The 13,302-nt window shown below is 34.5% G+C and carries 13 protein-coding genes; 12 read left to right on the top strand and 1 reads right to left on the bottom strand.

From position 1 onward, the window contains the following. Positions 1-57: 57 nt before the first annotated feature. Together FC72_RS11115 and FC72_RS03430 are read left to right on the top strand one after the other, a co-directional pair. Positions 58-1,032, top strand: coding sequence for a glycoside hydrolase family 73 protein (locus FC72_RS11115; RefSeq protein ID WP_057764813.1), 975 nt, complete (start codon positions 58-60; stop codon positions 1,030-1,032). An 81-nt stretch (positions 1,033-1,113) separates the two neighbouring features. Then, positions 1,114-2,031 (top strand): Ppx/GppA phosphatase family protein, encoded by a 918-nt coding sequence (locus tag FC72_RS03430; protein ID WP_057764812.1) that lies wholly within the window; start codon positions 1,114-1,116, stop codon positions 2,029-2,031. Here FC72_RS03430 and FC72_RS03425 read toward each other — a convergent pair. Beyond that, positions 2,028-2,531 (bottom strand): YbhB/YbcL family Raf kinase inhibitor-like protein, encoded by a 504-nt coding sequence (locus tag FC72_RS03425; protein ID WP_057764810.1) that lies wholly within the window; start codon positions 2,529-2,531, stop codon positions 2,028-2,030. The two genes, FC72_RS03430 and FC72_RS03425, sit on opposite strands and share 4 nt — an antisense overlap. A gap of 41 nt (positions 2,532-2,572) precedes the next feature. On the opposite strand from FC72_RS03425, the gene FC72_RS03420 reads away from it, so the two are divergent. The 10 genes from FC72_RS03420 (at position 2,573) to glmU (ending at position 13,297) form a co-directional block, all read left to right on the top strand. Further along, complete coding sequence (locus FC72_RS03420; protein WP_057764808.1) at positions 2,573-3,529, top strand: hypothetical protein; 957 nt, start codon at positions 2,573-2,575, stop codon at positions 3,527-3,529. Between the two features lie 22 nt (positions 3,530-3,551). Further along, positions 3,552-4,253 carry an NAD-dependent protein deacylase gene (locus FC72_RS03415; RefSeq protein ID WP_057764918.1) on the top strand — a complete coding sequence of 234 codons (702 nt, stop codon included), beginning with the start codon at positions 3,552-3,554 and terminating at the stop codon, positions 4,251-4,253. A gap of 40 nt (positions 4,254-4,293) precedes the next feature. Beyond that, entirely contained in the window at positions 4,294-6,309 is a 2,016-nt protein-coding gene (metG, locus tag FC72_RS03410; protein ID WP_057764806.1) for a methionine--tRNA ligase, read from the top strand. Continuing rightward, positions 6,309-7,073 carry a TatD family hydrolase gene (locus tag FC72_RS03405; RefSeq protein WP_057764805.1) on the top strand — a complete coding sequence of 255 codons (765 nt, stop codon included), beginning with the start codon at positions 6,309-6,311 and terminating at the stop codon, positions 7,071-7,073. The genes metG and FC72_RS03405 overlap by 1 nt, the downstream gene beginning before the upstream one ends. A gap of 2 nt (positions 7,074-7,075) precedes the next feature. Beyond that, positions 7,076-7,648 carry a ribonuclease M5 gene (gene rnmV, locus FC72_RS03400; protein WP_057764803.1) on the top strand — a complete coding sequence of 191 codons (573 nt, stop codon included), beginning with the start codon at positions 7,076-7,078 and terminating at the stop codon, positions 7,646-7,648. Continuing rightward, complete coding sequence (gene rsmA, locus FC72_RS03395; protein ID WP_057764801.1) at positions 7,635-8,519, top strand: 16S rRNA (adenine(1518)-N(6)/adenine(1519)-N(6))-dimethyltransferase RsmA; 885 nt, start codon at positions 7,635-7,637, stop codon at positions 8,517-8,519. Before rnmV ends, rsmA begins: the two co-directional genes overlap by 14 nt. A 79-nt stretch (positions 8,520-8,598) precedes the next feature. After that, positions 8,599-8,868 (top strand): Veg family protein, encoded by a 270-nt coding sequence (locus tag FC72_RS03390; RefSeq protein WP_057764800.1) that lies wholly within the window; start codon positions 8,599-8,601, stop codon positions 8,866-8,868. 200 nt (positions 8,869-9,068) lie between these two features. Next, a complete protein-coding gene (locus FC72_RS03385; RefSeq protein WP_057764798.1) occupies positions 9,069-10,820 on the top strand; it encodes a leucine-rich repeat domain-containing protein in 1,752 nt (583 codons plus the stop codon). 171 nt (positions 10,821-10,991) lie between these two features. After that, positions 10,992-11,834, top strand: a complete 843-nt coding sequence (gene purR / locus FC72_RS03380) for a pur operon repressor (RefSeq protein WP_057764797.1) — start codon at positions 10,992-10,994, stop codon at positions 11,832-11,834. Between the two features lie 74 nt (positions 11,835-11,908). Beyond that, positions 11,909-13,297: a bifunctional UDP-N-acetylglucosamine diphosphorylase/glucosamine-1-phosphate N-acetyltransferase GlmU gene (glmU, locus tag FC72_RS03375; protein ID WP_057764796.1), complete on the top strand. Its 1,389-nt coding sequence runs from the start codon at positions 11,909-11,911 to the stop codon at positions 13,295-13,297. Positions 13,298-13,302 lie beyond the last annotated feature (5 nt).

The raw sequence follows: 13,302 nt of genomic DNA, 5'->3' as shown, positions 1-13,302 counted from the left end.
TGGTTGAAAAAGACCAAATTAAATTAGAATTTTTACAAATTTTCGGGGGATTTCCTTATGTTTAAAAAAACACTACTAACAAGTGCCATTGTTTTAGGTACACTTGCATCCGCTGCAGCACCTACTTCTGTGTTAGCTGCTGATGCTTCAAATTCAGATACAAATACTGAACAATCAAGCTCAGATAATTCGAAGAAAACAACAGATACAAACGTTATTGCTGGTTCACCTGTAAAAGAAGCTGACCCAGATATTGCTCACGTTGAAACAGTACAACCTACAGCTGCAAAGACAAAGGCTCAAGGAGCATTAGTTCAAGCAACAGCAGGTGCTACTTCACAACAACAACAAGCATTCTTAGACATGGCCGTTCCAATGGCTCAAAAAGCTGCTGACAAATACGGTGTTTACGCATCTGTTATGTTGGCTCAAGCTATTCTTGAAAGTGGCTGGGGAACATCTCTACTAGCTACTCAAGGTAACAACTTGTTTGGTATCAAAGGTGACTACAATGGTTCATACGTTACTATGAAGACTTCTGAATGGAGTGCCTCACAAGGCTGGTATACAATCTATGCTAACTTCCGTAAGTACCCTAGTTATTATGAATCATTTGCTGATAATGGTGATAAACTTCGTAATGGTGTTTCATGGGATTCTTCATACTACAAGGGTACATGGAAAGAAAATACATCATCTTATAAAGATGCTACTGCATGGTTACAAGGTAGATACGCAACAGCCCCAACTTACGCAAGCAGCTTAAACAATATGATCGAAACATATAACTTAACTCAATATGATAACGATTCATCAACACAAGCACCTGGTGATGTAAATGTTATCAGTGTTAATAATCCAAAGGCTATTTATGTACCAATGGTAACCTTCAATGGTGACACAATGGGCAAAGCAACACGTGGTTTACAAAACAATACTCCATGGCAAACAGACCAAACTAAGACATATAACGGCCACGTTTACTACAGAGTTTCAACTAACGAATGGGTTGAAGATACATACGTAATTTAGAAAATTAAAACTTTGTGAAGAAAAGACCTACTATGTAGGCCTTTTTTTTTATATAATTGTTTCAATGGGATGTGATGCAATGTGAAGTTAGCAGTTATTGAGATAGGATCTAACTCCATTAGAACATCAGTGTATCGTTCATCAAAGCGTAATCGTTTCAAAACGCTGGATCGTTGGCGTGAGCCAGTTAGACTTGGTAAATCTATTGCCCAAAGTCGCCTGTTAACTAATGATCAAATTGAAGAGACAATTGATGTTTTAAAAGAATTTCAAGATAGAATTAGAAGATATAACGTAGATAGAATAAGTTTAATAGCCACAGCAGCTGTAAGGTTGGCCAAAAATCAAAATCAGTTGGTTTTTGCTGTACTCAAAGAAACTGGTCTACAATTAGATATCATTGATGAAAAAGAAGAAGCATTTTATGATTATGTTGCTGTTCGAAATACGATGAGAATTAAAGATGCTTTGATCGTTGATGTTGGTGGTGGCAGTTCTGAAATCAGTTTGGCTAAAAAGGGTCGTTTAAAATACGGACTTAGTATTCCAATCGGAGCTATTTCTATTTCTGATGTTCATTTAAAGAGTAACCCTATCAAGGAAAGTGAATTAGTTTCAGCAAGAAAGGATATCACCAGAAGACTAGAAAGCTTAAAGTGGATGAATACAAAAGCCACTTTTGTGGGCTTAGGTGGTACACTAAGAGCGGTTACAAGTATTTTGAATCGTGAAGGTAAACGTAAGAAGAATCTTCATAATTCGGTTATTACCTGTGAGCAATTAGATGAACTATTTGATAAATTAGCTCATGCAACGGTAGAAGAACGTAGTCATATCAAGGAATTGAGTGATGGACGTTATGAAGTTATTTTAGGTGGGATTTTGATAATCTCTGAGATAATTAAAAAAACCCCCGCAAAGGAAATTCGTTTCTCAAATTTCGGTGTGCGTGAGGGCTATGTATTTAATTATTTCCATAAAATGGATCGTCAAAATTAAGCACGACTAGGAAGAACTATTTCAGCTTGATCAATAATGTGGTTCTCCATTTGATGAAGCAATTCGTTCATCCAAAAACCAGCTGAAAGGTTTAACTCATTATCTAGAGCATAAACCTTTAGTATGTAGTCGTGAGTTTTGTCAGGTGGCACTGGTCCGTTATATCCAATTGAATGCTTGTCAAGCGAATCTAATAGAGGACTAGCGGAACTATTTTTGCCTTGAATGACTGATGTGGGAGCTATTTGACTATAATTTTCAGGAATTGCTTTAGTAAGAGGAATATTAGCTGCTGTCCAGTGGATCCATTCAAAACCACATACTGGAATTGAATCAGGATCAGTGAAAGTGAGAGCTAAACTCTTAGCGTTTTTAGGAATATCCTCTAAATTAATTGGGAAGCTAATTAACGGTTTCCCATTTTTAATAGTTTCAGGTAAAGCATATTTTCCGTACTTATCAGGCAATAAACCATCAACTAAAGTAACATTTATTTTCATATTATATTCTCCTTAACTTGGGATAAAAGAGGTAATTATTGATGGAAAAGATAGAAAGAAAAAGTGTATCCAGTAATATCTTAGAACAAATTGATAGAATTGAACAAACAAGTGGTAAAAAAGTTGTTTTAATTTCTGACTATAAAGACCATGATACTTTGACACTAGATCAGGCTAATCATGAGATCAAAGAAAATGAAATTGACGTTGTAGTTACCAACGAAGTTTACCGTGATTTTGTTTTAGCGCATGAATTGTATCATGTTGAAATTGAATTATCAGATGGTCCTAAGATTTATAATTCTGTTACTAGTGGGCATAATGATGTTGATGGAAGAATCATATCGACTGCAAATTCATTACAAGAAACACTAGAACACGCTTTGATAGTTAAAAAGCAAATTGAAGATGGAACTTATACAGACGATATTAAAGAAAAATACCTTGAAGGCATAGATCAGACATTGGATCCGGGAGTGGAAATCGATCCTGCAAATATGCGCTTCTTTAGAACATTATTGATTTTTGATGCCATGATTTTTGGTGAGCATGCGAAAGATGATTCGCTAAAAGAAGAATATCCAACTTCTTTTAAGTATGCTAAAAAATTATCCGATGTTATTGATGCAAATGATTTAACATCTAATTTTCAATCTCGTCGTGCATTGATTCGTTTATTGGAAGATTACAATGATGTGATTATTTCAAATGGATTTGAAGGAATGCATTACCATGAATTTTTGAATATTACACCAGTAATTTCAGAACGCCAATTGAGATTGAATTTAAATCAAGTTTATCAAATTAAACATTCAGGCTTTACTGATCGTAAGTATAATGAAAAGGCATTTGTTTTATTAGGTATTAATGATGGTCAAAGTGTCGCTTCTTTGGATATTGATCCAAATAAAGTTGATCCTCAATTTTATCAAAGATACTATCAACAAACTGTAAAGGAAACGTTTGAAAATAATAACGTACATTATCTAATTAGATAGGAGAGTTTTTATGTCAGACGAAATTATTGAACTTAAGAATTTGATCGAAAAGTCTAACTTTGTTACTTTTTTGACCGGTGCAGGTGTATCAGTGCCGTCAGGAATTCCAGATTATCGTTCAAAAGGTGGAATTTATCGTACAGGAAGTTTTGAGACGACTCCAGAGTATATGCTGAGCCATGATAATTTAGTTAACCATCCAGATGCTTTTCACGGTTTTACCGTGGAAAATCTCTATTACCCAGATGCTAAACCTAATATTATTCATAAAAAGATGGCTGAAATAAGTAATAAAAAGGGTATGATCGTTACTCAAAATGTAGATATGCTGCATACAAAGGCTGGAGCTAAAAATGTCATAGAATTTCATGGCAATTTATACGATAATATTCACTGCTTAACTTGTGGTAAAGAGTTTGACTATAAATACTATTTAAAAGATGGACGTCATCATGAAGATAATGGTGTTATTCGTCCAGGTACAACTGTTTTATATGGTGAAAGTGTAAATCCTGTTAATTTGATGGGAGCACAAAAGGCTGTTTCTGACGCAGATTTAATTATCGTTGTCGGAACTAGCTTAAAAGTATACCCATTTGCGGGACTACTGCGTTATCGTAAAGAAAATACAAAATTAGTAGTTGTTAACAAAGATGATCTTGATGTTTCAGAGGCAGATCTTACGATTGCTGACGATGCCGTTAACGTTTTTGAACAACTTTAAATAAAAAATTATTAAAGATTCTCTGGAGGATTTAAGATACATGACTGAAAAGAAAACTTTTTATATTACAACTCCGATTTACTATCCATCAGGTAAATTAACAATCGGAAATTCTTATACAACTATCGCCGCTGATACTTTAGCACGTTATAAACGTAATGAAGGATTCGACGTTTTTTTCCTAACAGGAACTGACGAACATGGTCTAAAAATAGAACAAAAAGCCGAAGCCAAAAATATGCAGCCTCAAGAGTATGTCGATATGATGGCTAGTGATATTAAGAAACTTTGGAAATATTTGGAAATTTCAAATGATAAATTTATCAGAACAACAGATGACTATCATGTAAAAGCTGTTCAAAAAATTGTTGAACGTTTGATCAAGCAAGGCGATATTTATTTAGGTGAGTATACAGGTTGGTATTCAGTCGATGATGAGGAATACTTCACAGAATCACAGCTAGCTGAAGTTTATCGCGATAAAGACGGTAAAGTTATTGGAGGACTTGCTCCATCTGGACACGAGGTCCAATTAGTTAAGGAACCTTCATACTTCTTTAAGATGAGTAAATACGCTGATCGTTTGTTGAAATATTATGAAGATAATCCAACATTTATCGAACCAGAAATTCGTAAGAATGAAATGATCAATAACTTTATTAAACCAGGTCTGGAAGACTTGGCTGTTTCAAGAACTACATTCAAGTGGGGAGTTCCAATTCCTAGTGATCCTAAACACGTTGTTTATGTTTGGGTCGATGCTTTGTTGAACTATATCACAGCCCTTGGATATATGAGTGATGATGATTCATTGTTTAAAAAGTACTGGCCAGCTAATGTTCAATTCGTAGGTAAGGAAATCGTTCGTTTCCATACTATTTATTGGCCAATTATTTTGATGGCTTTGGGTATTGATTTGCCAAAACAAGTCTTTGGACATGGTTGGTTATTAATGAAAGACGGAAAGATGTCTAAATCAAAGGGAAATGTTGTATATCCAGAAATGCTTGTTTCTCGTTATGGACTAGATTCACTACGTTATTACTTAATGCGTGCTATGCCATTTGGTAACGATGGTGTCTTCACACCGGAAGATTACGTTGACCGTATCAACTATGATCTTGCTAATGATTTGGGAAATCTTTTGAATAGAACCGTATCTATGATCAATAAATATGATGACGGAAAGATCGTATCAATTGATACATTAACTGACTTTGATAAAGACTTAGAAAAAACTGCTAACGATACTATCAAAGATTATCGTGAACATATGGATAAGTTTGAATTCCCTGAAGCACTTGCTAGTGTTTGGGCATTCATCAGTAGAGCTAATAAATATATTGATGAAACAAAACCTTGGGTCTTGGCTAAAGATGATGCTAAGAAAGTTGAGTTACAATCAGTACTTGGTCATTTAGCTGAGTCATTAAGATTGATTGCCGTATTGATCAGTCCAGTTATGACACAATCACCACATAAGATCTTTGCTCAACTTGGTTTGAATTTTGAAAATGATGCAGCAGTTGAATTTGGTAAAACTGTTATCGGTCGTACAGTTACTGATAAGCCAGAACCAATTTTCCCACGTTTAGATGCAAAAGAAGAAGTTCAATATATCAAAGATAAAATGGCTGAAGAACAAGCCAAAAATGGTGCCGGTAAGATGAGTAAATCAGCCGCAGCTAAGAAGAAAGCTCAAGAAGAAAACGAAGATGACTATCCAAAAGAGATCCAATATGATGACTTTGCCAAAGTAAAAATGGTTGTCTGCGAGATCTTGGATGTTAAACGAGCTGAAAATGCTGATAAGTTATTACAATTTAAATTAGATGATGGATCTGGAATTGATCGTCAAATTCTTTCAAGTATTTATGAATTCTATCCAAACTTCAAAGAATTGATTGGTAAGAAAGTTATTGCTGTTGTTAACTTGAAACCTAGAAAGATTCGTGGTGAATGGAGTAACGGAATGCTTCTTTCAACAGAAAAGGGTGACGACGTACAATTAGCAATTGTTGATAATTCACATAAAAATGGAGCTGTTTTAAGCTAATGCAAATTTTCGATTCGCATACACATTTAAATGATGAGGCTTTTGCTGGTAAAACTCAGGAATATATTGATCGCGCAAAAGAATTTGATGTTGATGAAATGGCGATCATTGGTTCAAATGAAGAGATGAATATTGAAGCTATTCGATTGGCTCAAAATTATAAGCCACTTCATGCAGTGATCGGTTGGCATCCTGAATTTGTAAAAGAATATAATGAGTCTCAACTAATTAATCAAATCAAATTGCCAGAAGTAGTGGCTATTGGAGAAATTGGATTAGATTATCATTGGCCTGAAAACCCTAGTCATGAAGAACAACAAAAGGTTTTGATCAAGCAATTAGACGTTGCACAACAATATGACATGCCAGTTTCGATTCATTGTCGTGATGCTTTTGATGATATGTATAATATTTTGAAGAATCATGATATGTCAAAATCAGGTATCATAATGCATAGCTTTAATGGTGATCTGGATTGGCTTAATAAGTTCTTAGATCTTGGATTAATGATTTCATATAGTGGAGTTGTTTCATTTAAAAACGCTCCAGAAGTTCATGAATCAGCTAAGCATACTCCGCTAGATAGACTCTTGGTTGAAACTGATGCACCTTATTTAGCGCCAACTCCATACCGAGGACATCAAAATGAACCTGGTTATACGAGATTTGTAGTCGATGCCATTGCTAAATATAAAGATATAACTCCCGATGAAGTTGCAAAACATACTTTTGAGAATGCTAAAAGAGTTTATAGAATAAATTAAATATGAAAAAAATAAAAGAAATTATTGTAGTAGAAGGCAAGTCAGATACTAATCGTTTAAAAGACTGTTTAGGTGAAGTTGATACGATTGAGACTCGAGGATCTGCCTTAAATGAGGAAACGATTCAAAGAATAAAAAAAGCTCAATTGGATCGTGGAGTAATAATCTTTACCGATCCTGACTTTAATGGAAATCGGCTAAGAACGATTATTCAAAAAGTTGTTCCTGATGCTAAGCAAGCATTTTTGCCAAGAAATAAGGCTGTCCCAAAAAAGAGTGACGGTAGTCTTGGAATCGAACATGCTCGTGATGAGGATATAAAAAAAGCCTTAGCAGATGTCTACTCTACTAAAGACTTAGAAAATAAATATACTAACGCTGATATGATTGATCTCGGATTGTCGGGGAATGCCAAGTCGTCCAAGCGTCGTGAATTTGTTGGCTTAGAATTAGAAATTGGCTACACTAATGCTAAGCAGTTTTTAAATCGATTGAATATGTTTAATGTATCGCCGGACGATTTAATTGCCGCCGTTAAAAAATTTGATAAAGGGAGTTCATATGACTCAAAGTAGATTAAGTATTGCTGATCCAATCCGTACCAATGATATTATGCGTAAATACAAATTGCGTGCTAAAAAAAGTTTAGGACAAAACTTTTTAACAAATGAAAAGGTTCTAGATGATATTGTTGATGCAAGTGGTCTTCAATCTGATGAAATAGCAATCGAGATCGGACCTGGTATTGGTGCTTTAACTGAGAAACTAGCTCAAGTTGCGCAACAAGTTTATGCTTTTGAGATCGATGATACCTTGATACCAATTTTGAAAGATACATTAAGTTACTATGACAATATTGAAGTCATAAATGAAGATATTTTAAAAGTTGATTTAGATCAGTTTGTAAAAGATCATCATTTAGAAGGTAAGACAATTAAAGTAGTGGCTAATTTACCTTATTACATTACGACTCCGATCATGTTGAATTTGATCAACAGCGACTATCCTTTCCAATCCTTAGTATTGATGATGCAAAAAGAAGTTGCCGAACGAGTAACTGCCAAACCAGGACACCGTGAATATGGGTCATTAACGATTGCAGTTCAAACTAGAATGACGGCAAGAATTGATAGAATCGTTGGAGCTAAATCATTTATTCCTCGTCCTAAAGTTGATTCAGCCGTAGCAGTTTTAGATAGAATACCTGATAGCAAAAATGATATTGAAGATCCTAAATATTTCCATAAATTGATTCGCTCTTCTTTTGCACACAAGCGTAAGAGCTTGATGAATAACTTGCTTAATTGGCAAGGAAGAACCGATGAAAATAGGGATAAGATAAAAGCTGTCTTTGAAAAATGTGGCATTGCAGAGAATGCTAGGGGAGAGCAAGTCTCTATCGAACAGTTCAAACAAATGGCAGTTGAACTAAAAAAGACAATTTAAGTAAACCTGCTATTATAACCAAACCTTGATTTTTTTGCAAATACGTGGTAGAATGGCACTCCTAAGGAGTGATTAAAATATGCCAACGTCATTGAAGACAATTAAAAGCCGTTTAGATGCCCATTTAGGTGAGGGCCTAACGGTCGTAGCACAAGCAGGTCGCAAGAAGGTCGTTCGTCGTAAGGGTACTTTAGCGGAAACATTCCATTCAGTATTTGTTGTCGATCTTGACCAAAATGAAAACTCATTCGAGAGAGTTTCATATAGTTATGCAGACTTACTTACTAAGTCTATTGATATTACTTTTGATAGCGAAGAAACAGAAGAAGCAGAGGCTGATGCCGAATAAATCGCTCCTTATAGAGGATCACAGAAAATGTGATCCTCTTTTTTTTATGCTCATTTTAACTTTTAAATTATTTTTTGAAAAATATTTTTACATAAATTGATTTATAATTTGTTTAAACACCGTGTATAATTCTTTATTGGAAGCGTTAACAACGCAAAGATATGCAACAAACAATAAGTAGAAAGTAGAGATATAGGGACATGAAAAAAAGTATGAGTATGATCGTAACTGGACTTGCAGCAGGAGCACTTTTGACAAGTTCGATGGTAAACATACCGATTATTCAGGCTGCTAATGTTGAAAGTAGCACAAAAGAATCAAATAAAAGCGACGTTGACGAAAATGGAATATCAGAAAGCTTAAAAGCTGCTCTGGTTTCAAAAGGTTATTATGGAAGTAAAGATGAAGTAACACCTGAAGCTCTATCAACATTAAATCCATCTGGAATGGGATTGTCGTTAGTTTTATCAGGGATTACTGATATTTCAGGTTTACAATATGCCACTTCTCTTAAAAGATTGGATTTAGGATTTAATAAAATTACTGATTTATCACCATTGGAAGGCCTAAATTTAGAATGGTTGTCTATAAATAATAATTCAAATTTATCTGACATATCACCAATAGAAAATATGACGAGCTTAACGTATTTACATGCAGAATCTGATAATATCAGCGATATTTCTCCTTTGAAATCATTGGTTAATTTAACTAACTTAAAAATAAGTGATAACCATGTGACAGACTTTAGCGTTCTAAATAATTTTAACTGGGACTCTAAAAGTTTGACCGTTACACCTCAAACGGTTATTGAAGATTCAAAACAACTAAATCAAAATTCATTTGATATTGATTTAAATGATTATCTAAGTTCTGGTGGTAGTATCTCTAATGCAACTGCAAGTTTGAAAAATACAGACGCCGATGTTAGCTTAGATGATTCAACAAATATCGTTTCAGTATCCAACATTAAAGCAAGTGATACACTAACAATTAATTTTGATGAAACAATTAATATAAATGGTAATGATCAAGTTGTAAAAATGACTATTACGCAACCTTATTCAATTGGAAAAGGTAGTATCACCACTAAACCGGTAACTATGAATGTTGGCGACAAGTGGGATAATAGCTTAGGCTTTGTAAGCGCAACTGCCCCATTTAATGAAGAACTAACTATAAATGATTTTGATGTTGATACGGGCAACTTAGACACTGATACTGAAGGAACATATACAGTAACTTATACTTCAAAAGATTATCCAGATATTACTGGAACTTCTGAAGTAACAGTCGAAAAGGGTTCTGATAATTCTGGTGGCAATAACTCTGGAAATAATAACGGATCAAATACTAGCAACGTAACAGAAATAGATGAAATGTTACTAAGCAGTAAGAAAACCGATTCGATTGCCATTTACGATGTTAATGGTAATAAGACCTCAGATAAAACACTTGATGGTGTAACTGATTTTTCAACAACAAAGAAGAATGTCGTTAATGGAATAACTTACTATCAAGTTGGTGATGATGAATGGGTAAAAGCTAGTGATGTTGCAGAATACTTTGAATATTCTGGAATAGTTCAAACTAATTCTGATTCCATCAAAAAACTATCTAATTTAAACGGAGAAACTTCTAATCGTGGTTTGGAAAAGACCACTGATTGGCAAGCTGATCGTTACACATATATCAACGGCGAAAAACACTACCGAGTATCAAGTAACGAATGGGTTAAAGCCAACGATACACTAGAAATAACTCCAGTTAATGGAGTACTAAGAATTAATTCAGAAACAAAACTTTACCATGATAACGGACAAAAATCAGATCGTGGTCTAGCTAAGGATTCAGATTTTGTAACAGATAAAAAAGCAACCATCAATGGAGAAACAATGTACCGTGTTTCAACTAATGAATGGGTACCAGAAAGTGCAGTAACATTAAATTAAAGTATCAAAAAACTGTAAAAATCATTTGATGATTTTTACAGTTTTTTCTTTTATATTGAAAAAAATATTCGAAAGTTCTTGAAAATCTTAATTAATTGATGGAAAATGAGTGAATTAGTGCATTATTTACATTATAATTTTATACAGAACACGTTTTTGAGGAGAAAAAAGATGAAAACACGAAGAAGCGAACGTTTAATCGACATGACACGCTACCTTTTAGAACGCCCACATACGCTTATTTCATTAGCGTTTTTTGCTAAGCGCTTTGAATCAGCTAAGTCATCCATTTCAGAAGATTTGGGTATTTTAAGAAGAACTTTTATGATTCGAGGTATTGGAGTTCTCGAAACTTTGCCTGGAGCTGGTGGTGGAGTTATTTTTACACCAGGTATTTCTAAAAAAGAAGCTACAGAGTTTATTGAAGAAACTTCAAAACGTTTAGTAGAACCTAGCCGTATTTTACCAGGTGGATATTTATATTTGACTGATCTATTGGCCGAACCTAATTTGTTAAGAACAATCGGCCGTATGATCGCTACACAATATTCTCAAAGTTCAATTGATGTTGTCATGACTGTCGCTACTAAGGGGATTCCAATTGCCCAAAGTGTTGCCAGCTTCTTGAATATTCCTTTTGTTATCGTTAGACGTGATTCTAAGATAACTGAGGGTTCAACTATCAGTGTTAACTACGCTTCTGGTTCTTCAGATAGAATTGAGAAGATGGAATTATCTAAGCGTAGCCTTGAGGAAGGCTCAAGAGTTTTAGTTGTGGATGATTTCATGAAAGGCGGCGGTACTATCAATGGTATGCGTAGTCTTATTTCAGAATTTAATGCTATTTTTGTTGGTGCAACTGTTTTCGCCGAGAACATTAAGATGGATCAAGAACTCCGAGATAAAAACGTAACTTCTATTTTTAAAGTGGAAAATATCGATACAAATAATAAAATTATTAGAATTGAGCCCGGTGATTACTTGAGTAAAACCGATTTCAGTTATTTTGAGTAAAACCTAATTGAGCAAAATGTAATAATAATGCTATTATATATAAGGATATTTGAATGACTGAAAAGGAGTTTCCGATGTCAAATCGTTATGTAATAATTCTTGCTGCCGGTAAAGGTACAAGAATGAAGTCTAAGCTTTATAAAGTTTTGCAACCAGTAGCTGGAAAAGCAATGGTCGATCATGTTTTAACTCAAGTGGAAAAACTTAATCCAAGTTTGATTGAAACAGTAATTGGTACAGGTGCTGAAAAAGTTGAAGATCTCTTAAAAGATCGTACTAAGTATGTCTTGCAAGAAGAACAACTTGGTACAGCACACGCTGTATTGCAAACTGAAAAAGATTTAGGTGATAAAAAAGGAATGACGCTTGTTGTTAGTGGTGACACACCATTATTTACAGCTGAAACTTTTGAAAACCTATTTAACTATCACGAAAAAGAAAATGCTGCAGTAACAGTTTTAACTGCTCATACTGACAAGCCTTTCAGTTATGGAAGAATTGTTCGTGAGGCTGACGGTAGTGTTTCTAAGATTGTTGAAGAAAAAGATGCTACAGATTCAGAAAGAGAAATAAAAGAAGTTAATACAGGAATTTATTGTTTTGACAATGAATTATTATTCAAGAGCTTGCATGCTGTTAAAAATAACAACGCGCAAGGTGAATACTATCTACCTGATGTAGCTTCTATCCTTAAGGAACAAGGCAAGAAGGTCGTTGCTTACCAAATGAAAGATTTTAGCGAATCTATTGGTGTTAATGATCGTGTTGCTTTGTCACAAGCTGAAAAGTTGATGCAAAAGAGAATCAATGAAGCTCATATGCGCGATGGAGTAACACTTGTGGATCCTGATAATACCTACATCGATTATGGTGTAGAGATTGGCAATGATACAGTTATTGAGCCAAATGTAAAAATATTTGGTGATACTAAAATCGGTTCCGATTGCTTAATTGGTTCAGGTTCTAGACTTGAAGATGCTACAATTGAAGATAACGTTAAGATTATAAGCTCAACTGTTGAAAGTGCAATTATGCATAAAGGCAGTGACTTGGGTCCTAATTCCCATTTACGTCCAAAAGCAGAAATTGGGCAAGATGTACATGTTGGTAATTTCTGTGAAGTAAAAAATGCTAAGATCGGTGATCGTACTAAAGTCGGTCATTTAACTTACGTTGGGGATGCCACATTAGGAACTGATATTAACGTTGGTTGCGGAGTTGTCTTCGTTAACTATGATGGAGTTAAGAAATGGCATAGTAATATTGGTGACCATTCGTTTATTGGAAGTAATTCTAATATAATTGCTCCTGTCGAAATGGCAGACCATTCATTTATTGCCGCTGGTTCAACCATTACTAATGATATTCCAAAACATGCCATGGCAATCGCAAGACAGCGTCAAACGAACAAAGAAGATTTTTGGAACAGATTACCACTATCAAATAGTGAAGATTGGAAATAAGGGTG

This window comes from Companilactobacillus tucceti DSM 20183 (assembly GCF_001434665.1).
GTDB classification, from domain to species: Bacteria; Bacillota; Bacilli; order Lactobacillales; family Lactobacillaceae; genus Companilactobacillus; species Companilactobacillus tucceti.
Note: the sequence above shows the minus strand (reverse complement) of the source record. Positions and strands in the feature narration are given on the sequence as shown.

What these genes read in the sequence shown, in the direction of transcription:
- FC72_RS11115 (WP_057764813.1), top strand. Translation starts at nt 58, where the DNA reads ATGTTTAAAAAAACACTACTAACAAGTGCCATTGTTTTAGGTACACTT.
- FC72_RS03425 (WP_057764810.1), bottom strand. Translation starts at nt 2,531, where the DNA reads ATGAAAATAAATGTTACTTTAGTTGATGGTTTATTGCCTGATAAGTAC.
- FC72_RS03420 (WP_057764808.1), top strand. Translation starts at nt 2,573, where the DNA reads ATGGAAAAGATAGAAAGAAAAAGTGTATCCAGTAATATCTTAGAACAA.
- metG (WP_057764806.1), top strand. Translation starts at nt 4,294, where the DNA reads ATGACTGAAAAGAAAACTTTTTATATTACAACTCCGATTTACTATCCA.
- FC72_RS03405 (WP_057764805.1), top strand. Translation starts at nt 6,309, where the DNA reads ATGCAAATTTTCGATTCGCATACACATTTAAATGATGAGGCTTTTGCT.
- rnmV (WP_057764803.1), top strand. Translation starts at nt 7,076, where the DNA reads ATGAAAAAAATAAAAGAAATTATTGTAGTAGAAGGCAAGTCAGATACT.
- rsmA (WP_057764801.1), top strand. Translation starts at nt 7,635, where the DNA reads ATGACTCAAAGTAGATTAAGTATTGCTGATCCAATCCGTACCAATGAT.
- FC72_RS03390 (WP_057764800.1), top strand. Translation starts at nt 8,599, where the DNA reads ATGCCAACGTCATTGAAGACAATTAAAAGCCGTTTAGATGCCCATTTA.
- FC72_RS03385 (WP_057764798.1), top strand. Translation starts at nt 9,069, where the DNA reads ATGAAAAAAAGTATGAGTATGATCGTAACTGGACTTGCAGCAGGAGCA.
- purR (WP_057764797.1), top strand. Translation starts at nt 10,992, where the DNA reads ATGAAAACACGAAGAAGCGAACGTTTAATCGACATGACACGCTACCTT.
- glmU (WP_057764796.1), top strand. Translation starts at nt 11,909, where the DNA reads ATGTCAAATCGTTATGTAATAATTCTTGCTGCCGGTAAAGGTACAAGA.